This is a genomic window from Viridibacillus sp. FSL E2-0187 (genome assembly GCF_038006425.1).
Classification (GTDB): domain Bacteria; phylum Bacillota; class Bacilli; order Bacillales_A; family Planococcaceae; genus Viridibacillus; species Viridibacillus arvi.
Map to the genome: position 1 here is coordinate 2,334,142 of NZ_JBBOVG010000001.1, position 25,742 is coordinate 2,359,883.

26 protein-coding genes and 1 pseudogene are annotated in these 25,742 nt (G+C 35.0%); 7 read left to right on the top strand and 20 right to left on the bottom strand.

Going from position 1 to position 25,742, the window contains the following annotated elements:
* Positions 1 to 642 precede the first annotated feature (642 nt).
* Positions 643 to 1,848 (top strand): quaternary amine ABC transporter ATP-binding protein, encoded by a 1,206-nt coding sequence (locus tag MHH85_RS11435; protein ID WP_053415116.1) that lies wholly within the window; start codon positions 643 to 645, stop codon positions 1,846 to 1,848.
* A 3-nt stretch (positions 1,849 to 1,851) separates the two neighbouring features.
* On the top strand, positions 1,852 to 3,579 hold the full coding sequence (locus MHH85_RS11440) for a glycine betaine ABC transporter substrate-binding protein (protein WP_340707166.1): 1,728 nt from the start codon (positions 1,852 to 1,854) through the stop codon (positions 3,577 to 3,579).
* A gap of 48 nt (positions 3,580 to 3,627) precedes the next feature.
* Here the strand turns inward: MHH85_RS11440 and MHH85_RS11445 are convergent, their stop codons facing one another.
* The 9 genes from MHH85_RS11445 to MHH85_RS11485 all read right to left on the bottom strand — a co-directional run bounded on the left by MHH85_RS11445 (position 3,628) and on the right by MHH85_RS11485 (position 12,834).
* Entirely contained in the window at positions 3,628 to 4,989 is a 1,362-nt protein-coding gene (locus MHH85_RS11445; protein WP_340707167.1) for an MmgE/PrpD family protein, read from the bottom strand.
* A gap of 11 nt (positions 4,990 to 5,000) precedes the next feature.
* Entirely contained in the window at positions 5,001 to 6,128 is a 1,128-nt protein-coding gene (locus MHH85_RS11450) for a zinc-dependent alcohol dehydrogenase family protein (protein WP_340707168.1), read from the bottom strand.
* Positions 6,129 to 6,142: 14 nt separating this feature from the next.
* On the bottom strand, positions 6,143 to 7,579 hold the full coding sequence (locus MHH85_RS11455; protein ID WP_340707169.1) for an aldehyde dehydrogenase family protein: 1,437 nt from the start codon (positions 7,577 to 7,579) through the stop codon (positions 6,143 to 6,145).
* A gap of 68 nt (positions 7,580 to 7,647) precedes the next feature.
* Entirely contained in the window at positions 7,648 to 8,481 is an 834-nt protein-coding gene (ahlS, locus tag MHH85_RS11460) for an AhlS family quorum-quenching N-acyl homoserine lactonase (RefSeq protein ID WP_053415111.1), read from the bottom strand.
* A 58-nt stretch (positions 8,482 to 8,539) separates the two neighbouring features.
* Positions 8,540 to 8,779, bottom strand: a complete 240-nt coding sequence (locus MHH85_RS11465; protein WP_445684112.1) for a CoA transferase — start codon at positions 8,777 to 8,779, stop codon at positions 8,540 to 8,542.
* Positions 8,780 to 8,795: 16 nt separating this feature from the next.
* Positions 8,796 to 9,722, bottom strand: coding sequence for a CaiB/BaiF CoA transferase family protein (locus MHH85_RS11470; protein WP_340707171.1), 927 nt, complete (start codon positions 9,720 to 9,722; stop codon positions 8,796 to 8,798).
* A 47-nt stretch (positions 9,723 to 9,769) separates the two neighbouring features.
* Entirely contained in the window at positions 9,770 to 10,939 is a 1,170-nt protein-coding gene (locus MHH85_RS11475; protein ID WP_340707172.1) for an acyl-CoA dehydrogenase family protein, read from the bottom strand.
* 12 nt (positions 10,940 to 10,951) lie between these two features.
* Positions 10,952 to 11,737, bottom strand: a complete 786-nt coding sequence (locus tag MHH85_RS11480; RefSeq protein WP_340707173.1) for an enoyl-CoA hydratase/isomerase family protein — start codon at positions 11,735 to 11,737, stop codon at positions 10,952 to 10,954.
* 2 nt (positions 11,738 to 11,739) lie between these two features.
* Positions 11,740 to 12,834, bottom strand: a complete 1,095-nt coding sequence (locus MHH85_RS11485; RefSeq protein ID WP_340707174.1) for a zinc-binding dehydrogenase — start codon at positions 12,832 to 12,834, stop codon at positions 11,740 to 11,742.
* A gap of 288 nt (positions 12,835 to 13,122) precedes the next feature.
* Here MHH85_RS11485 and MHH85_RS11490 point away from each other — a divergent pair, with 288 nt between their 5' ends.
* Positions 13,123 to 14,727: an ABC-F family ATP-binding cassette domain-containing protein gene (locus MHH85_RS11490; protein WP_193739311.1), complete on the top strand. Its 1,605-nt coding sequence runs from the start codon at positions 13,123 to 13,125 to the stop codon at positions 14,725 to 14,727.
* A 19-nt stretch (positions 14,728 to 14,746) separates the two neighbouring features.
* On the opposite strand, the pseudogene MHH85_RS11495 reads toward MHH85_RS11490, so the two are convergent.
* A pseudogene (locus MHH85_RS11495) lies at positions 14,747 to 14,960 on the bottom strand (IS3 family transposase); the annotation flags it as partial.
* A 217-nt stretch (positions 14,961 to 15,177) separates the two neighbouring features.
* Here MHH85_RS11495 and MHH85_RS11500 point away from each other — a divergent pair.
* Positions 15,178 to 15,591: a hypothetical protein gene (locus tag MHH85_RS11500; RefSeq protein ID WP_340707175.1), complete on the top strand. Its 414-nt coding sequence runs from the start codon at positions 15,178 to 15,180 to the stop codon at positions 15,589 to 15,591.
* Positions 15,592 to 15,781: 190 nt separating this feature from the next.
* Here MHH85_RS11500 and MHH85_RS11505 read toward each other — a convergent pair whose 3' ends face one another.
* Together MHH85_RS11505 and MHH85_RS11510 are read right to left on the bottom strand one after the other, a co-directional pair.
* Positions 15,782 to 16,462 carry a YjjG family noncanonical pyrimidine nucleotidase gene (locus MHH85_RS11505; protein WP_193739309.1) on the bottom strand — a complete coding sequence of 227 codons (681 nt, stop codon included), beginning with the start codon at positions 16,460 to 16,462 and terminating at the stop codon, positions 15,782 to 15,784.
* Positions 16,463 to 16,713: 251 nt separating this feature from the next.
* Positions 16,714 to 17,538 carry a DUF4097 family beta strand repeat-containing protein gene (locus MHH85_RS11510; RefSeq protein ID WP_340707176.1) on the bottom strand — a complete coding sequence of 275 codons (825 nt, stop codon included), beginning with the start codon at positions 17,536 to 17,538 and terminating at the stop codon, positions 16,714 to 16,716.
* Between the two features lie 194 nt (positions 17,539 to 17,732).
* On the opposite strand from MHH85_RS11510, the gene MHH85_RS11515 reads away from it, so the two are divergent.
* A complete protein-coding gene (locus MHH85_RS11515; protein WP_340707177.1) occupies positions 17,733 to 18,257 on the top strand; it encodes a cupin domain-containing protein in 525 nt (174 codons plus the stop codon).
* A gap of 389 nt (positions 18,258 to 18,646) precedes the next feature.
* On the opposite strand, the gene MHH85_RS11520 is transcribed toward MHH85_RS11515, so the two are convergent.
* The 3 genes from MHH85_RS11520 to MHH85_RS11530 all read right to left on the bottom strand — a co-directional run bounded on the left by MHH85_RS11520 (position 18,647) and on the right by MHH85_RS11530 (position 20,350).
* Positions 18,647 to 19,060 (bottom strand): MarR family winged helix-turn-helix transcriptional regulator, encoded by a 414-nt coding sequence (locus MHH85_RS11520; RefSeq protein WP_340707178.1) that lies wholly within the window; start codon positions 19,058 to 19,060, stop codon positions 18,647 to 18,649.
* A gap of 172 nt (positions 19,061 to 19,232) precedes the next feature.
* Positions 19,233 to 19,412: a hypothetical protein gene (locus tag MHH85_RS11525; RefSeq protein ID WP_038189333.1), complete on the bottom strand. Its 180-nt coding sequence runs from the start codon at positions 19,410 to 19,412 to the stop codon at positions 19,233 to 19,235.
* A 176-nt stretch (positions 19,413 to 19,588) separates the two neighbouring features.
* Positions 19,589 to 20,350, bottom strand: a complete 762-nt coding sequence (locus tag MHH85_RS11530; RefSeq protein ID WP_340707179.1) for a glycosyltransferase — start codon at positions 20,348 to 20,350, stop codon at positions 19,589 to 19,591.
* A 243-nt stretch (positions 20,351 to 20,593) separates the two neighbouring features.
* Between MHH85_RS11530 and MHH85_RS11535 the strand changes: the two genes are divergently transcribed.
* Entirely contained in the window at positions 20,594 to 20,962 is a 369-nt protein-coding gene (locus MHH85_RS11535) for a VOC family protein (RefSeq protein ID WP_340707180.1), read from the top strand.
* A gap of 124 nt (positions 20,963 to 21,086) precedes the next feature.
* Here the strand turns inward: MHH85_RS11535 and MHH85_RS11540 are convergent, their stop codons facing one another.
* The 3 genes from MHH85_RS11540 to MHH85_RS11550 form a co-directional block, all read right to left on the bottom strand.
* Positions 21,087 to 22,796, bottom strand: a complete 1,710-nt coding sequence (locus tag MHH85_RS11540; protein ID WP_340707181.1) for a M3 family oligoendopeptidase — start codon at positions 22,794 to 22,796, stop codon at positions 21,087 to 21,089.
* A gap of 204 nt (positions 22,797 to 23,000) precedes the next feature.
* Positions 23,001 to 23,402 carry a DUF5391 family protein gene (locus tag MHH85_RS11545; protein WP_340707182.1) on the bottom strand — a complete coding sequence of 134 codons (402 nt, stop codon included), beginning with the start codon at positions 23,400 to 23,402 and terminating at the stop codon, positions 23,001 to 23,003.
* Positions 23,403 to 23,437: 35 nt separating this feature from the next.
* On the bottom strand, positions 23,438 to 23,899 hold the full coding sequence (locus MHH85_RS11550; protein ID WP_340708162.1) for a GNAT family N-acetyltransferase: 462 nt from the start codon (positions 23,897 to 23,899) through the stop codon (positions 23,438 to 23,440).
* 268 nt (positions 23,900 to 24,167) lie between these two features.
* Between MHH85_RS11550 and MHH85_RS11555 the strand changes: the two genes are divergently transcribed.
* Positions 24,168 to 24,500: a DUF3139 domain-containing protein gene (locus MHH85_RS11555; protein WP_340707183.1), complete on the top strand. Its 333-nt coding sequence runs from the start codon at positions 24,168 to 24,170 to the stop codon at positions 24,498 to 24,500.
* Between the two features lie 134 nt (positions 24,501 to 24,634).
* On the opposite strand, the gene MHH85_RS11560 is transcribed toward MHH85_RS11555, so the two are convergent.
* Both MHH85_RS11560 and MHH85_RS11565 read right to left on the bottom strand, forming a co-directional pair.
* Entirely contained in the window at positions 24,635 to 24,877 is a 243-nt protein-coding gene (locus tag MHH85_RS11560) for a hypothetical protein (RefSeq protein ID WP_340707184.1), read from the bottom strand.
* Positions 24,878 to 24,994: 117 nt separating this feature from the next.
* Positions 24,995 to 25,609 (bottom strand): TetR/AcrR family transcriptional regulator, encoded by a 615-nt coding sequence (locus tag MHH85_RS11565; RefSeq protein WP_340707185.1) that lies wholly within the window; start codon positions 25,607 to 25,609, stop codon positions 24,995 to 24,997.
* Positions 25,610 to 25,742 lie beyond the last annotated feature (133 nt).

Below are 25,742 nucleotides of genomic sequence, written 5' to 3' on the forward strand. Positions count from 1 at the left end.
ATCAAATTACATATAAGTAAAAATATTCAATTTATTACTTGCTAATTTTTAGCTATTTATCCATCTTTCAAAAATAAAACATCAATTTATACACCATTGCAAACTAGTATTTTACCCTGGAAATTTAAATAGGTCTAAACTCACATTTTACAAATATATTTCATCTATTATTCTATCTATGATATTTGCTGATAATAAAGCCAAGAATATATACACACCAACGTTTATATTATATTTCAAATATTTCAGTACTGCGAAAAAGTTATTGAAATCAATAGTTCTAAGTACGGCTATCATTTGAAATGAAGTTTAGTAAACGATATAGTAATAAAGTAAACACTCTATTTTGCCCATAAAAAAATCCCATATTTGATGTTGTTTTTCCCCTTTTTTCTTTACCCTCATCATCAACACATATCAATAATTGGTAAAAATATGAGTAAAGCAAGCATAAATATAATGACTAATTTCCATTTACTTTATTAAACAATTGGAAATTCAAGTAAGAAGGATTGATTTGGTCATCTTCGCACATGATAAATCAATAACTTCTTATTTATTTTTCGAGATAATTAAATTTAATAATCGTTATTTCATGACTGCTTCTGTTTTCAAAAAGAATATTAAGAACGAGGTGTTTAAATGGATCCTTTTGTAGAAGTAAGAAACGTATCAAAGATTTTTGGTAAGTCTCCCAAAGCAGCACTGGAGCTTTTAGAATTAGGTCGTTCTAAAAAAGAAATTTTGAAAGAGACTGGACAAACATTAGGTGTAAATAAAGTGAACTTTAGTATTTACCCTGGAGAGATCTTCGTAATTATGGGCTTGTCTGGTAGTGGTAAATCTACGTTAATCCGAATGTTTAATCGTCTGATTGCCCCAACCATTGGTGAGATCCTAATTGATAATGAAGATATTGTAAAAATGAGCGCTTCCCGTCTGAGAGAAGTAAGACAACAGAAAATTAGTATGGTATTTCAAAACTTTGCTCTTTTCCCCCACAAAACAATTTTAGAAAACACTGAATTTGGACTTGAGATCCAAAAGAAACCTATTAAAGATCGACGTGAGAAGGCTATGCAAGCTTTAGAAATCGTTGGACTTAAAGGGTATGAGCATCAATTACCTTCACAACTAAGCGGTGGTATGCAACAAAGGGTAGGTCTTGCTCGCGCACTTGCTAGTGACACCGATATCCTGCTGATGGATGAGGCATTTAGTGCACTAGATCCATTAATCCGTAAAGATATGCAAGATGAACTACTTGAGATTCAGGAGAATTTCAAAAAAACGATTATCTTTATTACACATGATTTAGACGAAGCACTAAGAATTGGTGACCGTATTGCTTTAATGAAAGACGGTAGCATCATCCAACTTGGTACACCGGAACAAATCATGATGAACCCTGCAAATGAATTTGTTGAAAAATTCGTTGAAGATGTCGATTTATCTAAAGTCTTAACAGCTTCACATATTATGAAACGACCAGAGAAAATCGGTGTCGATAGAGGTCCACGTGTTGCGCTAGAGATCATGCGTAAAGAAGGTTATTCAAGTATATTCGTGGTGGATCGTAAGCAAAAATTACTTGGCGCTATCTCTGCCGAACAAGCACGCCAAGCGATTGATCAAAACTTATCAATATCAGAAGTCATGACAACCGAAGTACCAACAGTACCTGAGGATGCACTACTTGTTGATTTAATGGATGTTATGGCGACCTCCGCACTTCCTATATCAGTCGTAGACGATAAACACAGAATCAAAGGAATTGTTATTCGCGGAGCTGTCATAGGTGCATTAGCTGGTAATAAAGATTCCTTGAACGATTTGGAGAGTGAGTAAACGATGAATATGACAAAAATTCCATTAGGTGAATGGGTAGATTCTTTAGTAGATTGGATCACAGTCACGTTTGCTGCACTGTTTTCATTCTTTACAAATTTAATCGATGGATTGTTAAATATAATTGTTGACGTATTGAGTGTAGGTCCCCCAATTGTATTAATTATTGTGTTAGCCTTACTAGTCGGCTACACCAGTAAATGGCCATTAGGTATTTTTACTGTAGTGAGTTTGTTATTAGTTGATAATTTAGGTTATTGGGATTCAACGATTCAAACTTTAGCAATTGTGTTAGTATCAGGATTCTTTATCATTTTACTTGGTATTCCTATCGGTATATGGTGTGCCCAAAATAAAACTGTGCAAAATATCGTTACACCTATTTTAGACTTTATGCAGACAATGCCTGCATTTGTTTATCTGATTCCTTCGATACTATTTTTCGGAATTGGTGTAGTACCAGGTATTGTTGCATCGTTTATTTTCGCGATTGCGCCTGCTATACGTATGACGAATCTCGGTATTCAAGAAGTACCAAAAGATTTGATTGAAGCATCAGATGCATTCGGCTCAACATCTAGTCAAAAATTATTTAAAGTTCAATTACCTCTAGCAACACCAACCATATTAGCAGGTATTAACCAAAGTATTATGCTTGCCCTTTCAATGGTTGTTACCGCTTCATTAGTAGGTGCTCCTGGACTTGGTGCAGATGTATACCGTGCGGTGAGTCAGATAAATGTTGGACAAGGTTTTGAAGCCGGTCTTTCTATTGTGTTTATTGCCATCATTTTAGATCGCATTACGCAAAACATTCGTAAACCTGCATATGAAAAACTTGTAAGTCGTAAAATTGTCCTTAGTATCGTCGGTATCCTCATTGTAGTTGCTGCATTATTTAACACATTTACAAAAGAGGACACTATTAAAGGCACTGGATCTGCAATTGGTGAATCGACAAATTATAAAATTATCGGTATTGAACCTGGTGCTGGACTAATGGCACAAGCAAAAACGGCGATGAAAGATTATAAATTAGATAATTGGACGCTTGTTGAAGGTTCTTCTGCAGCAATGGTTGCTGAATTGAAGAAAGCATATTCAAAAAAAGAACCAATTATTATTACAGGTTGGTCTCCACACTGGATGTTCGCTTCCTTTGATTTGAAATATCTCGATGATCCTAATGGGACATTTGGTGGCGCAGAAGAAATTAATACAATCGTACGAAAAGGATTAAAAGAAGATGCTCCTGGTGCCTATACAATACTCGATCAATTCTCTTGGGACACAAGTGATATGGAGAAAGTAATGGTAGATGTATCAGGTGGTATGGATCCAAAAGAAGCAGCTGACAAATGGATTAAAGAAAATAATGATAAAGTAGCTAAATGGACGAAAGGAGCACAAGCGGGTAATGGTGAAGAAATCAAACTCGTTTATGTTGCTTGGGACACTGAAATTGCTAGTACAAACGTCATTGCGAAAGTACTTGAGCAAAACGGCTATAAAGTAAAAATGAGTCAAGTTGAGGTTGGTCCGATGTTTGCAGGTGTTGCAAACGGAAGTGTCGATGCAATGGTCGCAGCATGGTTACCAAGTACTCACAAAGATTATTATGAATCATACAAAAAAGATTTGGTTGATTTAGGACCAAACTTAAAAGGAACAAAAAATGGTATTGTTGTTCCTAAATATGTAGATATTGATTCCATTGAAGATTTAAAATAGAAGAAAACGAACCCAAAATAGTATCCACTGTTTTGGGTTTTTGTTTATTTAAGTTACGGCTTCAATCTTCCGATGCACCGTAGCTACTAGTTCTTTCACGGTATACTGTTCTAGATTGAGAATTGTTTTTACGATTTGTACTCTTTGTTCAAAAGGTAAGTCGTTTACAATTGTCATAAATTTCTCAACTAACGCATCTGTAGACACTGGATTTTCTGGATCTCCAACTGGATATCTCGTTTTTGCTTTATAAATCGAACCATCATTAAAATGTATCGACACATTTGTACCCCATTCTTTCGGATATGCAGCATCTACTTTTTCATCAACTTGAACTTCAATTTTTTCTACTATTGCGCGAATTGTTGGATCATGCAATATTTGTTCTGTAAATGAATGATAACCTCCGCTTCCCGTTATTAGTGCAAGTGCCGCACAAAACTGAATACTAAATTTTGCAGCATAAATCGTATCAGGTGATGGATTATCCGTTATATCCAATGCTACTTTATAAGTTGAGATTACGATTTTCTTTATCTCTTTTAAATTCACATTATGTCCTTTATGGTATTGAACTAGTAAATCCATTACATGATGTGTATGACGGCAAGAAGCATGAATTTTAAATGAGTTTTCAATAATTTTAAAGCTATCGCCAAAACCTTCTGTCATCTTGGACACATCATGCTGCTCACTCATAGCTTCAAAAAAGCCTCGGCTTCCTTCTAAAATTTTCTTCGCGCCCGTAAATCCTTTTTGTGCAAGTAAACAACTTAAAACACCGTGCATTGCCGCTTTCCCTGGATGAAGTTGCTTGGACATTGCGCCATCTTCAATAAATTCCCAAAGACCAGCTGCTTGTGTACCAGCACTACCTAACGCGTCGACAATTTGATTTTCATTTAACTTCAGTAGCTTCGCAACTGCCGCTGTAGCACCAAAAGTTCCACATGTAGCAGTATTATGGAAGTAATAATAATGTGATGGTGACACTGTTTCCCCAATTCGATATGCCACTTCATACCCTGCGACAATCGCTGTTATGAGATCTTTCCCAGAAAGCCTTTTCCACTCAGCAACTGCAATTGCAGCTGGCATTACAACTGTTGCAGCGTGCACTATAGATGCCTTATGAATATCATCAAGTTCAATAATATGACTTGCCGCACCGTTTAATAATGCTACATTCAATACCGAATTTTTAACATTAGTAACTGTTGTTGCTTGCGGTGCACCACCCATTTCACGAATGAGTTTATCAATCATTTGTATCGGTAGCCCGTCTCGTCCTTTAAGAGCAGATGCGTAATAATCTAGAATACACCGTTTTGTAAATGTAACGACTTCTTTCGGTAACTGCTCATAAGTTAAACCAACAATGTAGTTTGCTATTTGATTGCTAACCCCCACACAACTACCCCCTAATCCATTTTAATAATAATGCGTGATGAATCTCCAGTTGCTAGTAAATCAAAACCTTCGTTAATATCTTCGAGGGTAATAATGTTCGACATTAGCTTATCTACAGGCAAGCGCCCTTGCTTCATAAGCTCTATATAACGTGAAATATCACGCTTTGGCACACAACTACCTACATACGATCCTTTTAATGTCTTTTCTTCTGCTGTTAATGTCACGTAAGGAAAAGAAAATTGATGTTCTGGATGTGGTAAACCCGTTGTTGTCGTTATACCGCCACGCTTTGTTACAGCATATGCAACATCCAAAGCTGCTACTGCCCCAGCTGTTTCAAATGCATAATCGACACCGCCGTTCGTATACTTTTTGACTTGTTCAACGACATCTTCGTCTCTTGAATTAAAGACAGCCGTAGCTCCCAATTCTTTTGCTTGCACTAGTTTTTTATCATTAATATCAATCGCAATCACTTCACTAGCACCTGCCGCAATTGCACCAAGCAATGCGCTTAAACCAATGCCTCCAAGGCCGATAACAGCTACCGTACTACCGAGCTTCACATTTGCCGTATTTACGACCGCACCTACACCAGTAATAACCGCACAACCAAACAAAGCGAGTTTTTCAAATGGCAAATCTTCATCAATTTTCACCAAAGAATTCTCTGATACTACTACGTATTCAGAAAAAGCAGAGACACCTACATGGTGATTGATATCCTCTATTTCGGAATGAATTCGAACGCCTCCACTAATTAGTGTCCCTGCTCCATTTGAAACAGCGCCTGGTTCACAAAGTGCCGGGCGACCTTCAGAACAAGGAATGCAGTGTCCACAGCTTGGCACAAAAACACAAACCACTTTATCGCCAGGTGAGAATGCCATCACACCTGCGCCTACTTCAACAACAATACCTGCTGCTTCATGTCCAAGCGCCATTGGAAGAGGGCGTGGGCGACTACCATCAATAACAGATAAGTCCGAGTGACAAAGACTTGCTGCTTTAATTTGAACAAGCACTTCTCCTACTTCTGGTGAATCTAGCTCTACTGTTTCAATATGAATTGGTCGACTTTTTGCATATGGTTTTTGAACACCAGATGCCCGTAAAATAGCTGATTTTACTTTCATTGGTAACGTCCCCTTTACGTTAAGATATTGATACCGATAAACTTCAACTCTGTCATACCTTCAATCGAATATTGAATACCTTCCTTGCCAACTCCACTCTTTTTTACACCGCCATATGGAATATGATCATAGCGCTTGACAGAAACTTCATTTATCCATACACCACCAGTTTCCAATTGTTCTGCTACACGAAGTGCACGATTAATATTATTTGTAAATACACCGGCCTGTAAGCCGAACTCTGAATCATTCGCCCATTTAATAACATCTTCTTCTCTAGTAAATGGTATGATAGAAATTATAGGTGCAAAAACTTCTGCACAAACCACTTTCATATCAAATCGAACATGATCTAGAATGGTTGCTTGCATCATTGTCCCATGGCGCTTCCCACCAGTCAGTACAACTGCCCCTTGCGCAACCGCTTCATCTACCCAGTCTTCTGCACGTTTTGCTGCCTCTTCTGTAATCATCGGTCCAAGTTCTGTTGATTCATCAAGTGGATCTCCCATTTTCAAATCAGATACTTTTTCAACAATCTTTTTTATAAATTCCTTATACACTGTCTGATGAACGAAAATACGTTGTGCTGAAACACACGCCTGACCTGCAAATGTGAATCCCCCCATTGTAATCGCATTGACTGCATGATCGATATCTGCATCTTCAAATACGATATTAGGTGCATTGGAGCCAAGCTCTAACGTAATTTTTTTCCCTTTCGCCATCTCTTGTATTTTCCATCCAACGGTACTACTACCTGTGAATGTCACCTTTTTAACAAGCGGATGTGTTACTAATGTTTCTACTAATTGTTCTCCAGGACCATTTAATAAATTAAATGCCCCCTTTGGTAAACCAGCTTGTTCAAATAATTTATATAACTTTATAGCTGATAATGGTGTTTTTTCTGCTGGTTTTAACACAATGGTATTACCTGCTGCGATGGCAGGTGCAACTTTATGAAGAGACATATTTAACGGGAAATTGAACGGTGTAATTGCTGCAACTACTCCAATTGGTACCCGTTTTGCTATACCTATTTGCCCTTCACCACCAAGTGCATTATCTAAAACAATTTGTTCCCCGTTTAAATTTTTTGCCCCTTCAGAAGCAAAGCGTAATACTTGAACAGCTCTAGCTACTTCACCTCTTGCTTCTACAATCGGCTTGCCTGCTTCTTGTGCTAACGTCTGCGCAAAATCTGTTGCTTGTATTTCGAGTAGATCCGCCGCTCTTCGTAAAATAGCACTACGTTCATGTGCTGGCATTGATTTCATTTTTTGTTGGTATATTTCATGAGCTACTTCAACTGCAAGTTTCACATCGCTAGTCGTAGCACAACTGACTATTCCAATTAGCTCATTATTATAAGGATTGCGAACTTCAATTTCTTCACGTAAATCACCTTTAATTTCAACACCTCTAATATAAGAACAAGATTCAATCATTTTTTAATCCTCCTCTGTATTTTATAAAAATACCCTAAGACAATAGTGGCCTTAGGGTTGTTATAGATTTACTCGTAATAGCCTTCGGTTGATTTAATAAATGAGTTAAACTGATTTGCATCATGACCAAACCATATCGTTGAATTATTTTGTTCTGCTAGCTTTCGAATACGCTCTGCTGAGCTACTATAGCCCACAGAATCATAAATAATACCTGGTGGCTTGACGGGTGGCCCTAAGCTCTCTGCAGTATATAAAGCATCTGAAGCAAGCAAAAGATTACCTGTACCTGGCAACTCAATATGCAAACCAAGCATGCCATACGCATGTCCTGGACCAAAGTTTAAGATTTTGATACCTTTTACAAGCTCTACTTCTTTTTCATGTGGCTGAATTGTGCGCCAGCGAAGCTGATTTTTTATCCATGCTTCTACATCACCCCATATATAAGCACCCATATCACGTGTCATAGCAAATGTTTTCATAACATTAGATAACTCTGAATCATGGACAATGATTTCGGCATTCGTAAAAAGCTCTAAACAACCGGCATGGTCTAAATGCAGATGAGATGCGACAACATATTTAATATCCTCTGGACGTACCTTTAGTTGTTCTAAACGATTGATTAAGTAGCATTCCTCACTTTGGAAAACTGGGAACAGCTTTTGTACACCTTGTGGCCAGCGTCCTTCTTCTCCCATCCCATCAGGATTACATCCTGTATCAAATAGAATTTTCCCTTCAGGATGATCAATTAATACTGCATAAACTGGGAATTCTACAAACTCTGCTGGGGGAGAAGGATTATCAACACTTGCTGGGTTATGCATAGCAATCATATAGTTTTTATCCATCTTCATCGAACCTGTGTCTAAAACATACACTTTCGATTTACACATAGTCATTCCTCCAATGATCAATTATTTAGAGCTACGTTCGAAAAAAAGAAATCTGGCGTTAATTTTCCAAAGCTTGCATGTTCATTAACCGTTCGATTTCTACCTCGCTTTTCCCTAAAGCTTTCAGCACTTCAACTGTATGCTCCCCTAGAGCTGGGGGGGTATTTCTGATTTTCAAATCCACTGATGATAGTGTAATCGGTAAGCGTGTTAAATGGATGTTTCCATTGTTTGGGTGCTTGGCATCTATAAGCATTTGGTTACTCAATGTTTGTGGGTGCATTGCTACATCAGTCATTTGCTGAATCTCAGCACTAGGTACACCTTGCTCCTCTAGAGCGGCGAGCCAGTCTTCTGCTTTTTTTGTTCGCAGTAAATCCGCTAGTTTTTTCATTGAGCAGTGCACGATTTTGAACACGCATTACATTTGAAACAAAACGCTCATCTTTAAGCCATTGTTGCTTCTCTAACACTTCGCAGAGCTTTATAAATAATCGATCATTAGAAATGCCAATCATGATCGGCACATCTGCTGTCTGAAAAGCCCCATATGGTGCGAAGGAAGCGTGATTAGAGCCTAATTTTTCTGGATTTTGCCCAGTTAACATTGTTGAGAGTAAATGATAACCTACCCAGTAGACCCCTGTTTCAAAAAGTGAAGTTTCAACTTTTTGTCCTTGTCCATTTTCTTTACGCTGCAAAAGAGCTGCTAAAATTCCAAGTGCACCCCACACGGCACTCCCTTGATCTAAAATCGATACAGGTACACGTGCTAATTGATCGCTCCCTGTCATACTCATTAAACCTGTTTCGGCTTGTAAAATAGCATCGTAACCTGGTTTATGTTTGGAGGACCCCTTTTGACCATATGCTGTCAATGAACAATAAATTAAACCCTCATTTAAAGATTTCAAAGTATCATAGCCAAGCCCCAACTTATCGGCTTTTCCTAATCGATAATTTTCAACAAAAATATCGGCATCACGTATTAGTTCATACATTACTTCTTTTGCTTCTTGTAATTGCAGATTTAATACAACTGACTTTTTATTGCGATTAATATTCAAGAAAAATGTTCCATCCTCTTTTACAAGTGGGGCCATTTTGCGTGCTTCATCACCAATACCTGGACGTTCAATCTTAATAACTTCCGCACCAAGATCAGCTAGAATCATCGTCAAGCTAGGACCTGAAATGTTCGTCGTGACATCAATGACTCGCATTCCTTGTAATGGCAACATACAATTCACCACCCTTCCAGTTACACCTTCCTATTTCAAAATATCACTTAGTAAGATTTCGGCATTTTCAAAACATGCTCCCCTACAAACGATAAAATAAGGTTTGTCGAAATAGGTGCTACCTGATATAATCGCGTCTCTTTAAATTTACGTTCAACATCGTACTCCGTCGCGAAACCATAACCACCATGTGTTTGTAATGTGACATTGGCCGCTTCCCAAGACGCATCCGCTGCAAGTAGCTTTGACATATTCGCCTCTGCCCCACATGGTTTTCCCTCATCAAAAAGTTGAGCAGCTTTAACACGCATGAGATTGGCCGCCTCAATATTGATATATGCTCTAGCAATCGGAAACTGAATACCTTGATTTTGACTGATAGGGCGATTAAAAATGACACGATCATTCGCATAGTTTGTAGCACGTTCAATAAACCAGCGACCGTCACCTATACATTCTGAGGCTATTAAAATACGTTCTGCATTCATACCATCTAGAATGTACCGAAAGCCCTTTCCTTCTTCTCCAATTAAGTTTTCTACAGGTACTTTTAAATTTTCGATAAACAACTCAGTCGTTGAATGATTCATCATCGTCTTAATCGGCCGAATTTCAAGGCCATTTCCAACTGCCTCCCGTAAATCAACTAACAGCACGGACAAACCCTCACTCTTTTTAGTTACTTGTTCAACAGGGGTTGTACGCACGAGTAAAATCATTAAATCTGAATGTTCCGTACGAGATATAAACACCTTCTGACCATTCACAATATAGTGATCGCCTTGTCGCACGGCAGTAGTTTTTAAATTTGTAGTATCCGTACCTGTATTTGGTTCTGTCACCCCAAATGCTTGTAGACGTAAACTTCCATCAGCAATTTTCGGCAAATACATACGTTTTTGATTATCCGAACCATGACGTAAAATGGTTCCCATTGTATACATTTGGGCATGGCACGCTCCGGAGTTTCCTCCAGAGCGATTGATTTCTTCTAAAATAACGGAGGCTTCTGTAATACCAAGGCCCGAACCCCCATATTCTTCGGGAATGAGAGCTGCTAAAAAGCCTGCATCAGTTAGCGCTTTCACAAATTCCGTTGGATATGCTTGATGTTCATCAATTTCTCGCCAATACGTATCGGAAAATGCTTTACAAACAGCACGTACACTTTGACGGAGTTCTTCTAAAAACGCCACTTTTTCATCTGCTAATAACAACGTAATTCTCCCTCACTTCCCTGTGAAAATTGGCGCCCTTTTCTCATTAAATGCAAGCACACCTTCAAGTCGATCATTTGAATTAACCGCTAGATTATAAATCTCTATTTCTCGTTTTCGCGCTTCACTATTTGATAACGCTCCTAATGTATTTGCGCTCTTCTTACAACCTTGCACACCCAATGGAGCATTTTTTGCAATTTTATTTGCAAGTCTTAGTGCTGTTTGGAACAACTCCTCCGGTGGGACGACCGCATTAAGTAGACCAGCATCACTTGCTTCTTCTACTCCAAAGATTTCACCGGTAAACAACCATTGTTTCGCTTTATGTAATGGCACTCGTTTCGGTAAAAGGCGAGAACCACCACATCCAGGCATTATGCCACGCGTCACTTCCGGTAAACCAAATTTCGAAGTTTTTGCTGCAACAAGTAAATCGCAATTGAGCGCTAATTCAAAACCACCTGCCAAAGCATAGCCATTTACTACGGCAATAGTTGGCTGTGGTAGATCTTCAAGCGCATAAAACATTTGTTCAAATAATTCATGCTGTACTTTCCAAGCCTCATCAGAAAGTCCTTGACGTTCCTTCAAATCTGCTCCAGTGCAAAATGCATCGTTATTTGAAGAAGTTAAAAGTACAACCCTAATGGACGAATCAGTTGATACAACTTTTAAAAGTGACAACAAATACTCAGCCATTTTTGTATTAAAAGCATTGAGCATTTTCGGTCGATTTAAAGTTATGTTTAAAATCTGTCCGTTATCTCCTAAAATTTCAGTTAGAATGGGATTCATAATTACACTCCTTCATTGACTAAAATTGAAGCCCGTGTTATTTCACGAGTTGCAGAAGTATCAAGTGCTTTTGCAATATCTGCTAACGTATAATCACAAGCTAGCATGTCATCGAATGGGTATACATCGCTTTTGTCACTTAAAAACGCGAGTGCTTTTTGCAAATACCATGGATTGTATCGAATAACTTCTAAAATCTGAATATTTTTTCGCGTCATTAGCCCTGGGTCAAACTCAGTCAACTTTCCTGGTGAGATATTACCAATACTAATGTACTTACCCCCTGCTTTTAATAAATGGATCCCCTCATTAAATGCAGCAGGAACACCCGTTAACTCCATCGCAATATCCGCTCCTCTATTATTCGTTAAAGCTAATAGTCGAGCTACGCGATCTGCTACTGAAGGATATTCTGCAAAAGAAATTGTATAATCTGCCCCAAACCTCTTCGCTAGTGCAAGACGACTATCAACGGCATCAATCACAATTACTGTCGCCCCTAATGATTTTGCAACAGCGGATGCATTCAAGCCGAGTCCTCCAGCTCCTTGTATGACGACTGTATCGCCATACTTAATGCCAGCTTTCTCAACCCCAAAATAAACTTGAGATAGCGCACAATTGGCACTGGCCGCAGATGCATCTGAGACATTTTCTGGTACTTTATAAAAATATTGATTTGGATGAATATAATAATGTGTTGCAAACGAACCATGGAAATGAGGATATTCATGAGCATCCTTACTCCAAAATTCGTATGCATTTTCGCATAAGTTAAACAATCCTTGCTGACAATGGTTACACTTGCGGCAAGTTAAGAAGTAAGCCGCTGCAATCCTGTCTCCAACTTTCACTGGATTCCCAGCAAAATCAGTGGTGACATTTTCACCAAGCTCCACAATCTCTCCCACCATCTCATGACCCATCACACCAGATTTTTTTGTTGGATGTTGTCCTCTCCAAATGTGTAGTTCAGAACCACATACATTTGTTCGAATCACTTTCACTAAAACGCTACCTTGTCCAGCTTTTGGTAAATCATATTCTTCAAAGATAAGTTGCTCAGGCTCTGTCATCACCGCGACTTTCCCTTTCATAGGAATCCCACCTTTTCTTTGATTTACATCTTATTAATTCTATTTCTATGAGATTCAAAAAATGAGTATATTCTAAAGATTAATTTTTTCTATATCAAAATTTTTACAAAAGATGCACTAAGAATGACCATTCATACTATTTTCATTACCAATAAGATACAGAATTCAGTGGTTTTGACTAAAAAGCATATAATATACGTAAATTTATACACTTTTAGAGTTTTATTTACTGCCTTGTATAGCGTTCCATGATATACTAGAAGCATTGTGAAAAAAGGAGGAACTTACATGATTCAAGTAAGTAATGTAGGTCTTCGCTATGGCGACCGTAAATTATTTGACGACGTAAATATTAAATTCACACCGGGTAACTGTTACGGACTAATCGGAGCAAACGGTGCTGGTAAATCAACATTCTTAAAAATTCTATCTGGTGATATTGAGGCACAAGATGGCCACGTATCAATGGGTAAAGATGAACGCCTTTCTGTATTAAAGCAAAATCACTTCGAATACGATGAATTTAACGTTTTAGATACAGTTGTTATGGGGAACAAACGTCTTTGGGAAGTAAAAGCTGAAAAAGACGCAATCTACGCAAAAGAAGAATTTTCTGATGAAGATGGCATGCGTGCTGCTGAATTAGAAGGTGAGTTTGCAGACCTTAATGGTTGGGAAGCTGAATCTGAAGCTGCAACATTATTAAACGGTTTAGGGATTGGTGACGAACTTCACTATATGCTTATGGCTGACCTAGAAGGTTCAGACAAAGTTAAAGTGTTATTAGCACAAGCTCTATTTGGTAAGCCTGATGTTCTATTACTGGATGAGCCTACCAACCACCTTGACTTAAAAGCTATTCAATGGTTAGAAGAATTTTTAATCAACTTTGAAAATACGGTTATTGTTGTATCCCATGACCGTCACTTCTTAAACAAAGTATGTACACATATTGCTGACCTGGATTTCTCTAAAATCCAATTATATGTTGGTAACTATGACTTCTGGTATGAGTCTAGCCAATTAGCACAAAAAATGATGTCAGACCAAAACAAGAAAAAAGAAGAGAAGATTAAAGAGCTACAAGCATTCGTTGCTCGTTTCTCTGCGAACGCTTCTAAATCAAGCCAAGCAACTTCTCGTAAAAAAATGTTGGATAAAATCGAGCTTGATGACATTAAACCATCTAGCCGTAAATATCCATTCATCAACTTCCAAACTGGTCGTGAAATCGGTAATGACGTGTTAACTGTTGATGGTCTAACAGCTAGTCACGATGGCGAAACACTATTTAAAGATATTCGCTTCTCAATGAACAAAGAAGATAAAATCATTTTATTAGGTAGCCCACAAGCAAAAACTGCTCTTCTTGATATCTTAATGGAACAAAAAGAAGCAGATGCTGGAACATATAAATGGGGTGTCACTACATCTCAAAGCTACTTCGAAAATGATCATGATAAATACTTCGGAGGCAATGAGAGATCATTGGTAGAATGGTTACGTCAATATTCACCAGAAGACGAAACTGAAAGCTTCTTACGTGGATTCTTAGGTCGTATGCTATTCTCTGGTGAAGAAGTTAAAAAATCTCCTTCTGTATTATCTGGGGGCGAAAAGGTTCGTTGTATGCTTTCTAAAATGATGCTTGCTTCTGCAAACGTTATTTTACTTGATGAGCCTACTAACCACCTTGACCTTGAGTCAATTCAAGCACTAAATGAAGGTTTAATTCGCTTCAAAGGCGCTATGATCTTCACTTCTCATGACCATCAGTTCATCCAAACAATTGCTAACCGCGTAATTGAAATCCGTGAAGACGGTTCAATTTTAGATAAGCAATTAACTTATGATGAATATTTAGAGTGGAAAGAAAAAGAAGGCTTAAAATAATCCTTTAAAGTTAGACAGGTTATTTTGTTACTTGTAAGGTCTGAACCCGGTATTGTACCGGGCTCAGGCCTTTTAATTTTGCCTTGATTGGTTTTTGATTGTAGTAATCTAAATATGCTACGAGTATTTTTTCTTGAAATGCTCTACACTTTCAAAATCAATCTAATACCGAAGAAGTTTTCAATTACTGCATTGTCGTAATAGTTACCTTTATGGGACATACTCTGTGTAATATTTCATTCTTACAAGGCATGAGGGTAATGCTTCATTTGTTAATGCCAAGCTTAATTAGAATTTATCAGAAGTTTTTTCCTTCTGTTAATTGTTCAAATTCCTTCTCAATAAGTGAATATATAGACCTTGATCCAGTTTTATGACATTTTCTTAGAGATAACTAGGTTTCGTTATTAACATTAAAGTGAATTAGATAATTAGGAGATGATGAAAAAAATGAACAAAACGATTATTACCTTAATTGCTATTGCAACAATGTTAACAGCAACAGCTTGTAACAGTAATGGCGTAAATAAAACCAATAATGAGGTTACAGAAAAAAATGAGCAATCGGCGCAAACCGAGGGCGGACAAGAAGTTCTACAAGAAAATGAACAATCAAAAGAAAATACAAATCATGAGGAATGGACTTCATTACCTGAATATAACTATATTATTGAGCAAATTGATAATAAAGAATATAACTTTCAAACTGTAACAGATAACGAAGGTAAGCGTGTTCTTCTTCTAATTGATAAAAATGGTGTAGAACAATATAAAACAATTTTTATCAAAAACACCAGTCGACTTAAAATAATTAAATTAGATGGAGAAGGACAAATTTTCAATGAAATCTTAGATAAAAAATAAAAAGCTTCCAAGCTTTTACTCGTCCTGAATTTAGAACGAGGTAAAAAAACTACATCTCCAATTGTTAGTTGGCGTCTAACAATTGGGGGTGTAGTTTTTCATGTCCACTCTTATAATATTATCTGTATTTATAGTGCTGGCACATACATCCAAATAAACATTTGAATAATTCGCTTAAATATCACGATTTCTATACAATATTTAAAAGATCCGCCAGCTCATGTATTTCATACGTCGGCTTAAGTCCTATTTTATTTTCTTTAAAATGCGGATTAAACCAGCACGTATCAATCCCGTAATTTATTCCGCCTTGAATATCAGAGGTTAAAGAATCACCCACAATCAACACCTTTTCTTTATCTGTAATCTGTAGCTTAGAAAACGCATAATCGAAAATACCTTGTTCAGGTTTCTGGAATCCAATTTCTTCAGAAATAAAGATATGCTCAAAAGTGTTGCTGAGAGGAGAGCCCCCTATTCTTGATATCTGCACATCTTTAAAGCCATTTGTAATAATAGACAGCCTACAACCTGAAAGCTTGTCACATACTTCAACAGCGCCCTTAATAGGATGTATTTCTTTGCCCAAATACCCAAGGTAAACACTACCGAACTTATCAGCATTAATTTCAAGCTCATGTGTAAGGAACAATCGCTTAAATCTTTCAACTCCCAGTTTTGGTAAAGTGATAAGACCTTGTTCCAAATCTCTCCATAACATCATGCTAATCTCTTTGTATGTGGCTTCATAATCCGCCAATCCAGTAGGTAATCCGAACTCCACAAAAGTTTTATGTAAGGCATTCTTTTCCGACTTACTAAAGTCGAATAGTGTATCATCAACATCGAACAAAATAATTTCGTATTTCATATAGCTACCTCCATTAATCAATACCGACCTAACTAGGACGCTTCACTCAAATTTAATTCAAAAAAAATTATTGATGTACTCTCTATTACTTCATTTGTTATATCTTTATCTATTCCTCTATTTTGTGTAAAAAGCTAAATAGTGATATGACTTCTTTTAATAGTTTAATACAAGAGTACATCCATATTATACGGTATATTTAGAAAGTATTGTTTATCTGACAGCTCTTTCATTCAATTAACTTTAGTCATTTAGTTAATTTTTATTTGACCTACTGAAACAGAAATATCTAATTCGTTATCTGACTTAATGTTATTTACTATTCGATTTCCTGCCCCTTGCTTTATAATATTTTTGTTTAATAATTTATCATTTTCTGTTGTTATTTTTCCATTCTTAGTTGCAATATTAAAGCTAATTTCATTCATCTCTAGCTCTCTTGGTAGCGTAATGTGGGCATTGCCGTTTGATAGTTTTATCTTGTTCTTGCCCTTAATATGAGTAAAAATCAAGCCTTTCAGTGAGCCAGTTTGGTTCTTTATATTAACTGTTCCATCGACAGATCCTATTTTAATAGAACCGTTTTTTGCTTCAATATCTAAGTCTTCCCCTTTAAAAGAGTCTACCTTAATATTCCCTACACTTGAACTAAGGCTTAATTGATTAATTTCACTTACATTTTTTGCAGTTATATTGCCATTTCGCGTATTTATTTGCACATGTTCTAATAACTTAGAAGGAATATTCAATATCAATTCCCCTCTTTTTGTTGAACCAGGCACTATGGTCATCCACTTTTTTTGAATTGCCTTTATCTTTATAATGGCTTGATCATTCTCATAAACAACATCCATGCTAGGACTTCCAACTAAAGATTTTTGACCTGTATATTTAATATTCATCATTGGCTCACCAGTGACAATAACAATGTTTGAAATATCAGCATCAACATAAATCCTCTTCACATTTTCCAAATCACACTTGTTCACAACATCTTTTTTACTCATATTAGATGAAACAAAAGAGCCAGCTAGTATCAAAATCAACACCCCGATTATCCATTTTGTTTTTTTCATACTCTTCTCCTTATTTAGAATTAATAATAATCAATTTAATTTCAAAAATAAAATATTTTAATTACTAAAATATATATTAAATATAATATGTAATAACGATACTAATTGTCAAATTTTTTAAATAAAAAGTTTAACTATGAGTTTAAGAAATGATGTAATATTTAGATATTGAATTGAAAGGATGGCTATATAAAATGATCAAACTAAGTGAATTACAATCTTGGGTATCAAAACTTGGACTTATTCCGCATCCAGAAGGTGGATACTACAAAGAAACTTTTCAATCTGAGGAACGCACTTCTGATAAAGAGTTACAAGTATCTTTTGAAGGTCAACGAAAGCTTTATACGAGTATTTATTTTCTATTAACATCAAATGATATTTCCCATTTCCATCGTTTGAAATCTGATGAATTATGGTATTATCACGGTGGTAGTCCTTTAACAATACATATCATTCATGAGAATGGAGAATATGAAGAGATTAAATTAGGATTAAATCTTGAAAAAGGAGAAGTTCCTCAAGCTTTAGTACCTAAACATTCAATCTTTGGATCTTCTGTTATGGGGGAAGATGTATGCTCTTTAGTTGGGTGCATGGTTTCTCCAGGTTTTGAATTCCAAGACTTCGAATTGTTTACACAGGACGAACTTCTACTTAAATATCCTCAACACAGAGATATCATTTTGAAGTTAGCTTACAAAGAAATTCCAAAATAACTTAGTGTTTACACGACCTATAAATTGTTCTCCAAGATTATTTACACCATGGCAAAAGGAACGTGTCTTTTTACCCCTGTTTCCTATACACGTATAAAGATTGTTAATTTTTATTTTAAACATTAATTATTATGCAGGATTATATTATTTTATTTGCACTATAAGAGCAGGTTAGTTGAATAAGCATAGCTATATTTGCTACTTGAATAGCCAAAAGAATTGAATTAGCACATACTAGGAGGAGTACTTTGAAAATAACTAGAGAAGCAACACTATTTTTAAAAAGGACTACACATTGACGATTCCATTAAACGTGGTTTTAGTGAAAGAAAAATCCAATTTCCGAAAAATAAAAAACAGATTAGAAATAATCTGTTTTTTAGGTTTTATTAATATTCGATTTTTTTAAATAGCTTATTTATCTCTACAAAAGTTCTTGAGATTTCCTCTATCTTTTCTTTTGAGAATTTAGAAAAAATTGCTGCAACTCTTTCTTCCCCTTTTTTAGTAAGAGAAACCCTTACAACTCTTCTATCATCTTTTATCCTTATTCTTTCTACATAATCTAAGTTTTCAAGTTTATCACACATATTCGTTGCTGCACCAGGGGTTAGCATGAATGCTTCTGAGATTTCAGTAATTTTCATATGTTTGAATAATTTTAGTCTTAATAATAAGAGGATTAAATTCTCTGAAAGGTTTTCATCATGCATAAGTACCTTCATAAATTCATTTGATTTATTTTGAATATCAAACATTTCCTCCATTAAATTCTTTATAGCATCTTCAAAAGATTTTTCCATCACAATCATCCCTTAGATAATTTTAGTTATTAAAATTTAAATTTATTAAATAATTCAAGAACTATATATGTATTATACAAGCTAAAGTAAGAATTTACTAATTGTTATAGAAGACCATTTTCTAAAGTAACTCAAAATAAAAAGCCACACCTAGTTGATGTGGCTAAAATTATTACTCTTCTATACCGACAATTTCAGAGATATGTGCAATCGCAACCGTTGTAAAGTCATCTAAATCAAGGTATGCATAGCTTTCTACTGTTTCACTTAAATAATTTTCATAAAACTCGTCGGGAGATTCATCAACAACATATGTATTCCCATTTCCCATAATGACCAGTGATTTCTTCATATCTCTTCCTCCTCGTAACATATTATTAATATCATATGCTAGTATTAGAGAGGTTCATGCACCATTTGGTAAGTATTATTTAAAGTATTAAATATCCATGCAAAACTACATGACTCCCCTATCAATATATATTTTGACGATGAAGGTGATATACATTTATTTCCAGTCCATTTTAATTATCTTTCTTGGTCCTCATAATATGTTTTATCTGCATATTTTTGATCAGTACCATTTAAATAAGCTAAGATTACCCTTGGATTTTTCAATAGTCCCCAATCCCCGTAAGCATCAAATCTTCTGCAAGAAGTGATCATTCCATTTTTTATCGTTCCATACTTTTTATTATTTTTCTTTCCCAATTCTTTCAACCGTTTAGCAAAATCTGCGTCTTCTGCCATTAACATATTTTCATTAAATCCATTGATTGCGTTAAAGTCTTTTCTATAGCACCAGAAAATCCCCACAGATATTAACCCATACTTAAAGAGTAAGGGAACAATTAATAACATTGCTGAAACGATGATTCCTAAAGATACCCTTTCAAACTGCCCGTTCACGCCACCACCTATGTATTTTCCTGATGCTAAATATTTGTCTACATTCGATAGCAAACCCTCTGTCATCTGTGTATCGGCGTCAATGGTGATGATTATTTCACCTTGTGCTATTGCAGCACCTGCATTACGAATTTTAGATAAGTTTTTATCATTATTTTTTAATGTAATACAATTATAAGACTTTGCTACTTCCTCCGTTTTGTCTGTACATCGATTTAATACGACAATGATTTCGATTTGATCTGCATATGCTTGTGATGCTTTTTTTATTGAATCTAAACATTTTCCAATGTACTTTTCTTCATTATGTGCAGGGATTATAACGGAAAACTTTATTTTCTCGTTATATTCCTCTTCGGATTTTTGATTTGCACTTATCATTTGTCATCTCCTTTATGTGTTCACTATTTTCTACTCTCTCCAATAATATATATGCTTTTAATGATGTAAGTATCGCTTTCAAATATAATTAATATAATACATTCCTAATTTCTATTGACTCCCAGATAAATATTCCAAAAAACAACATAAGTTAATATTATGGATATTCATAATTTTAATCACATTTCCTTATCAATTAATTTGAGATAAAATGGGAATATAACATTATAAGGAGGTTTTACTATGTCATTTTTATTTAAATCAATTGCTCATATTCAACTAGCTGCCCCTAAAGGTTCAGAAGACGAAGCAAAAAGATTTTTTGGTGATATTCTAGGCTTTCGAGAAATTGAAAAACCAGAGCTTTTAAGAAAAAGAGGTGGGGTTTGGTTTGAATTTGCTAACTATCAAATTCATATTGGAATTGAAGAACCATTTAGTCCCGCAAAAAAGGCACATCCAGCTTTTGAGATAGAAAATATTGAAGCTTTAAAATCCCATTTATCCAAAAATGCTATTAAATTCATTACTGATGAAGATTTACCAGGAGCAATTAGAATTTATATAAACGATCCTTTTGGAAATAGAATTGAAATTTTAGAGTGGGTTTGAAAAAGTAGCATAATTCTAGCTTTAATATACAAGAGGTAATCAAGACTATGTATGATAGGAGTCAAAAAAAATAAAGAGCCTGTATTGACCTTATTTAAAATGGGCTCTTTATTCATTTATATGATTATTTTTGATTTACTCCATCTAATTGTTCGTGTTTAACAAACCACGTTTTAATTTCATCTACCATGTTTTCAAATGCAGCATTTTCAAAAGGTGAAGCAATATTAGAATGTTCAAGTAAATCAAGGAAAGATAGTTGTCCTCCTTGTTTACATAAATCCATGTACATACTCCATGCGGTCTCCTTATTTGTTTGAGCTTTTGTCCAAATTTGTAATGCACAAATTTGAGCTATTGCGTAATCTATATAGTAAAATGGAAATTTGAATAAATGAATTTGTTGCTGCCATATGCTTCCTTTTGCTAAATAAGGATGATTATATGATGTTTTATAAGGCATATACTTATGGGCAATTTCAATCCATTTCTCTTTCCTTTCTTTAGAAGATATACTTGGATTTTCGTAAATAACATGTTGAAACTCATCAATACATGCTCGGTAAGGCATTGCATATATAGCATCTTCTAGATGTGAATATCTATAATTCTGAGCTTCATCTCCAAATATATCTTCCACATATGGCCAAATCAAAAATTCCATTGCTATAGAACTTATTTCACAAGCTTCTTTAGTAGGTATTATATATTCTTGTATATTATTATTTTGATTAGAAACAGCCATTTGAAATGCATGCCCAAATTCATGTGCAAGAACTTTTACATCCTTACGCGAACCATTTAAGTTAGCAAAGATATATGGAGTCTTTTCATCACACAAATAAGTAGAGTAAGCTCCTCGTGCTTTATTTTCTTTAACCGACAAATCCATCATTTTATTCTTAATCATAGTTGTGAAAACTTCTCCACACTGCTTTGAAAGCTGTTGGAATATTGTCTTAAATTTTTCTATTATCCAGTTAATCTCTCCACTTAAAATAGTGTCAACAGATTTAAATCGAACTTCTTCATCAAAGTACTTTAGAGTATCTAATCCTAGTCTAATTCGTTGCTTTTCCCTTAACTCTTCCGAAATAGGAACGATATATTTTAAAATCTTTTCTCTGAAGTTAGCTACATCATGTTGATTGTAATCAATTCTTGAAAGTCTTGCATACCCAAGTTCAACAAAAGAATGATAGCCTAGTTTTTTAGCAATGTCCGTTCTCACCTGAACTAAAGAGTCGAAAATCTCATCAATTCTCTCTTCATGTTGCTCCATTAGCTCATATTTCTTCTCAGTTGCTTCCTTTCTAATAGTTCTATCTTGGGAAGCTACAAATTTATCTAATTGAGAAAGATTTCTCTCCTCCCCTTTAAATTCTATTTTTGCAGTTGCTAATAACTTCGTATATTCACTAATCAAATTATTTTCTAATGCTAAATCAGCAATAACCTCCGAACTGATGGTATTTATATTAAGTTCAGCAAGTGATAGCAATTGTTTTCCATACTTTTGAATAATTTGTCCTTTGAATAATGAATTAATTAAATGTTCATAATAACTCGCTGTAACCTTTTCATAGACTGGCCACTTTTTGTTGATGAACTGTTGTTCTTCCTGATATTTTATATCTGAAGAATTTAATAGACCTCTTACTTCTGCTATTGTTAGCATTGTTAACACATGATTTCTAATTGCATTGATCTTATCAATTATCTTAAATTGCTCGTTATATGACTCTGCTCTAGCAAACCTTTCTAATAGATTCGATACCCTATCCTCAAATTCAACCATGTCTGGTCTTTTGTAAATAAGCTCATCAAAAATCATCATTCTCCTCCATTATCAGTTTATTCATATTCCATTTTATGGTATATTATAAACCCCAATAATTAAAGTCTTATTATTCAAAAAGTTTTATGTTATAATTACAATATAAGTAAATTGGTATTGTTAGAATACATTAAAAGGGCCAGCTTAAGAGTAAGCGGCCCTTTTAATGTATTCTATAAACTTTTTAATTATTAAAAATAGTTAGTTCAACCTTTTTTGGTCGAAGGCTACAAAAAACCAGCTAATATTAACTATAATTGCAGCAAAACAGATCGCTACAACGACAAAAATTTCAGGAACGATATTTTGAACAAATCCTAAAACTAAAACTGTTCCCATTGTAGCCGTAAATATTAAAATGCCAAAGCCACAAAGTATTGCCATAATAAACTTCATCGCATTTATCCCTGCTACGAATAGAATTACAGGTAATAGATAGCAGAATAATATCATCACCATTCCTAGCCACATACCTACGGAGCCAAATTTATTAGCATTCGGGCCCAGGTCAGAGATAGGTGTAAGTGAACTTATGACTAGTAAAGAACAAAAAAGGATTGCAGAAATGAGCGTCATTACAATAACGCCTTTTTTATTCACCATTAGTTCTAACCACCTTATTATTTTATAGATTATATCTATTTAATAGGTAGATACATAACATCCTCATCATCATACACTTCTCCTGTAAGCAAAAAACCGAATTGTTCATATAAATGTCGTGCATTTGTATTTTCTTTATGGACTGTTAAACGTATCTCCTTACAAATATCAAAACGATTTGCAATCCACTGAACCATTTCATTTAAAGCTGCTTTACCATACCCTCGACGTTGATACTTGTTATCCACTATAAAACCGTTTATCCAATACATATCCGTCGTATTTTCTTCATAAGCATGCATTATGAAGCCGACCATTTGCTCATTATCATAAATGGCGAATGGTATATATTCAACGGAATCTCCATCTGGTTTGATATATACTTTTGCAAGTGAGACAGCAACTGATGGCACAAAATTTGACTGTCCATTTTTAACACTTAACTTCAATGCTTCTTCCCAATTTTCTCTCGTTACGGGTTTTAATTGTACTTTTATATTAAGCACCTCTTTGTCAATTAAATTAATAGTCAATTACATTTTAATACCTCTTATATCCATAATACACAAATTAAGTTAATTTAGTTGAAATTATTAATAAAATCAATAAATTATCTGTTGTTAATAACGTACTTTCATTATTGCATTTTAACCTTTAGGAAAATGAAAGCTGAACAAGGTTTTTTGGGAATGTTTGTCGAAATCTATAAAGAGAAGAAGTTGTTCTAATTGAATAATTGGGCAAAATTGTTTAGGGAGGTATCAAATGAAAAAGTTTTTGATTGTTGCATTAGTCATTGTGTTGCTTGCTCCATTTTGTACAGTCCTAATCAAAAAGCAACTATATGAAAAAAGAATCGAAAACTATTTGATAGAAGATATGTCTTATCAGAAGGAAGTTATACAATCCATTGAATGTAAATGGCACTTTGCAGGTCTTCCAAGCTATTGGGTAAAGGTTATTTTTTCAGATGAACCAAATGTCGTCTATATTTTTTTCCCTCATAATAAAGACCATTTTGGGCCATATGAGCATTCTACAATTGATGGGACGATTCTTTCGACAGATCAATTAAAGCACTTTAAATCTTACGAATAAACGTAAACCAGTCAAGATTATTGATTATTCGCTATTCGAAATTTAAGCGTATTTGAGAATGAAATCTCGAATACGCTCATTAATTTGATTAAATACAACAATCAATTTAAACAGAGCCAATAAATAAAATATCATTAATCTATTTGTTGAGTAACAACGCTCTTTTTGAAAACACCAATCAATGTAAGAATTAACCCTATTATAAAAAATGTTGGTAAAAGGAGCATCATCATACCTACACCAGCGAATCCATCACCAACAGCTATTGCCACCGCTATACTAATTAACCATCCTACAAATGGTGTGAAAATGAACATTGTAACTAATCCCCAAATAATATATTTCTTTTTTAAAGATTGATTTTTAGTGAAAGTCACTGAAAAATAAACCCCTAATAAAATGATAACTGAGGCGAAAAGGAACAATTATTAGCCCTCCCCTTTTCAATAAAACTGGATTTTTTCGAACTAACAAATATAGAATCATTAATATAGTTACAAATACAAACCTTCAAAGTAAACTGACGTGATGGTCTGAGCAATTTCTTCGATAGAACTTTGATGTTCGTTACGGACAATTTCCCAAAGATACATTTCATTTGTGAAAAACCACCCTTTTGCTACAAGCTCATGGTTTAGTTCAGCTCTTGCCAGTCCATTTTGCTGTGCATAGGCGACATCCTTTGATATTCGCTGAATGAACTTCATCCGAATTGCTTTCCATTTATCTGATATAACCGTTGATATTCCAATAGCTTGTTCAAAAACTTGCATCATATTACGCTCAGCTTCTGCCATTTTCAAAAATGCATTTGCTTGTTTGTTTATCATATGTTTTGCTTCGTCTTTTGATTTTGGAAAGAAAGAAGTTTCGGCAATTTCATAAAATTGCTCCATGATATTCTCCATTAATACAATTAAAAGATCCTCTTTTCCTTTAAAATGAACATAAGCAGTTCCATAACCGATGTTTGCCTTTTTGATCATCTGAGAAATAACCGCAGCTTGAAAACCTTCTTCAAGAAAAATTTCCTTTTCAACTTCTAATAACTTTTGACGTGTCATAATTGAGCGCAAATGTCGTTTATCCCCTACTTTACGATTATCCATTCCTATTCCCCCTTAGCCTCTAGCATAAAGGAAATCTTTCAAAACAAAAATATTTGTTTAAAAAAACATTCGAATGATTTAATATTATTAATTTTCTGAATTAACTTATTGACATTGTGTCATATTCTTTGGT

Excerpts from the sequence above, each read along its gene's own strand:
- MHH85_RS11470 (WP_340707171.1), bottom strand. The coding sequence starts at position 9,722 with ATGTTGCCATTACAAGGAATGCGAGTCATTGATGTCACGACGAACATT.
- MHH85_RS11485 (WP_340707174.1), bottom strand. The coding sequence starts at position 12,834 with ATGAAAGGGAAAGTCGCGGTGATGACAGAGCCTGAGCAACTTATCTTT.
- MHH85_RS11450 (WP_340707168.1), bottom strand. The coding sequence starts at position 6,128 with ATGAAAGTAAAATCAGCTATTTTACGGGCATCTGGTGTTCAAAAACCA.
- MHH85_RS11440 (WP_340707166.1), top strand. The coding sequence starts at position 1,852 with ATGAATATGACAAAAATTCCATTAGGTGAATGGGTAGATTCTTTAGTA.
- MHH85_RS11465 (WP_445684112.1), bottom strand. The coding sequence starts at position 8,779 with ATGACTGATGTAGCAATGCACCCACAAACATTGAGTAACCAAATGCTT.
- MHH85_RS11545 (WP_340707182.1), bottom strand. The coding sequence starts at position 23,402 with ATGGTGAATAAAAAAGGCGTTATTGTAATGACGCTCATTTCTGCAATC.
- MHH85_RS11455 (WP_340707169.1), bottom strand. The coding sequence starts at position 7,579 with ATGATTGAATCTTGTTCTTATATTAGAGGTGTTGAAATTAAAGGTGAT.
- MHH85_RS11500 (WP_340707175.1), top strand. The coding sequence starts at position 15,178 with ATGAACAAAACGATTATTACCTTAATTGCTATTGCAACAATGTTAACA.
- MHH85_RS11555 (WP_340707183.1), top strand. The coding sequence starts at position 24,168 with ATGAAAAAGTTTTTGATTGTTGCATTAGTCATTGTGTTGCTTGCTCCA.
- MHH85_RS11510 (WP_340707176.1), bottom strand. The coding sequence starts at position 17,538 with ATGAAAAAAACAAAATGGATAATCGGGGTGTTGATTTTGATACTAGCT.
- MHH85_RS11515 (WP_340707177.1), top strand. The coding sequence starts at position 17,733 with ATGATCAAACTAAGTGAATTACAATCTTGGGTATCAAAACTTGGACTT.
- MHH85_RS11540 (WP_340707181.1), bottom strand. The coding sequence starts at position 22,796 with ATGATTTTTGATGAGCTTATTTACAAAAGACCAGACATGGTTGAATTT.
- MHH85_RS11480 (WP_340707173.1), bottom strand. The coding sequence starts at position 11,737 with ATGAATCCCATTCTAACTGAAATTTTAGGAGATAACGGACAGATTTTA.
- MHH85_RS11565 (WP_340707185.1), bottom strand. The coding sequence starts at position 25,609 with ATGGATAATCGTAAAGTAGGGGATAAACGACATTTGCGCTCAATTATG.
- MHH85_RS11490 (WP_193739311.1), top strand. The coding sequence starts at position 13,123 with ATGATTCAAGTAAGTAATGTAGGTCTTCGCTATGGCGACCGTAAATTA.
- MHH85_RS11535 (WP_340707180.1), top strand. The coding sequence starts at position 20,594 with ATGTCATTTTTATTTAAATCAATTGCTCATATTCAACTAGCTGCCCCT.
- MHH85_RS11505 (WP_193739309.1), bottom strand. The coding sequence starts at position 16,462 with ATGAAATACGAAATTATTTTGTTCGATGTTGATGATACACTATTCGAC.
- MHH85_RS11435 (WP_053415116.1), top strand. The coding sequence starts at position 643 with ATGGATCCTTTTGTAGAAGTAAGAAACGTATCAAAGATTTTTGGTAAG.
- MHH85_RS11520 (WP_340707178.1), bottom strand. The coding sequence starts at position 19,060 with ATGGAAAAATCTTTTGAAGATGCTATAAAGAATTTAATGGAGGAAATG.
- MHH85_RS11530 (WP_340707179.1), bottom strand. The coding sequence starts at position 20,350 with ATGATAAGTGCAAATCAAAAATCCGAAGAGGAATATAACGAGAAAATA.
- ahlS (WP_053415111.1), bottom strand. The coding sequence starts at position 8,481 with ATGTGTAAATCGAAAGTGTATGTTTTAGACACAGGTTCGATGAAGATG.
- MHH85_RS11525 (WP_038189333.1), bottom strand. The coding sequence starts at position 19,412 with ATGAAGAAATCACTGGTCATTATGGGAAATGGGAATACATATGTTGTT.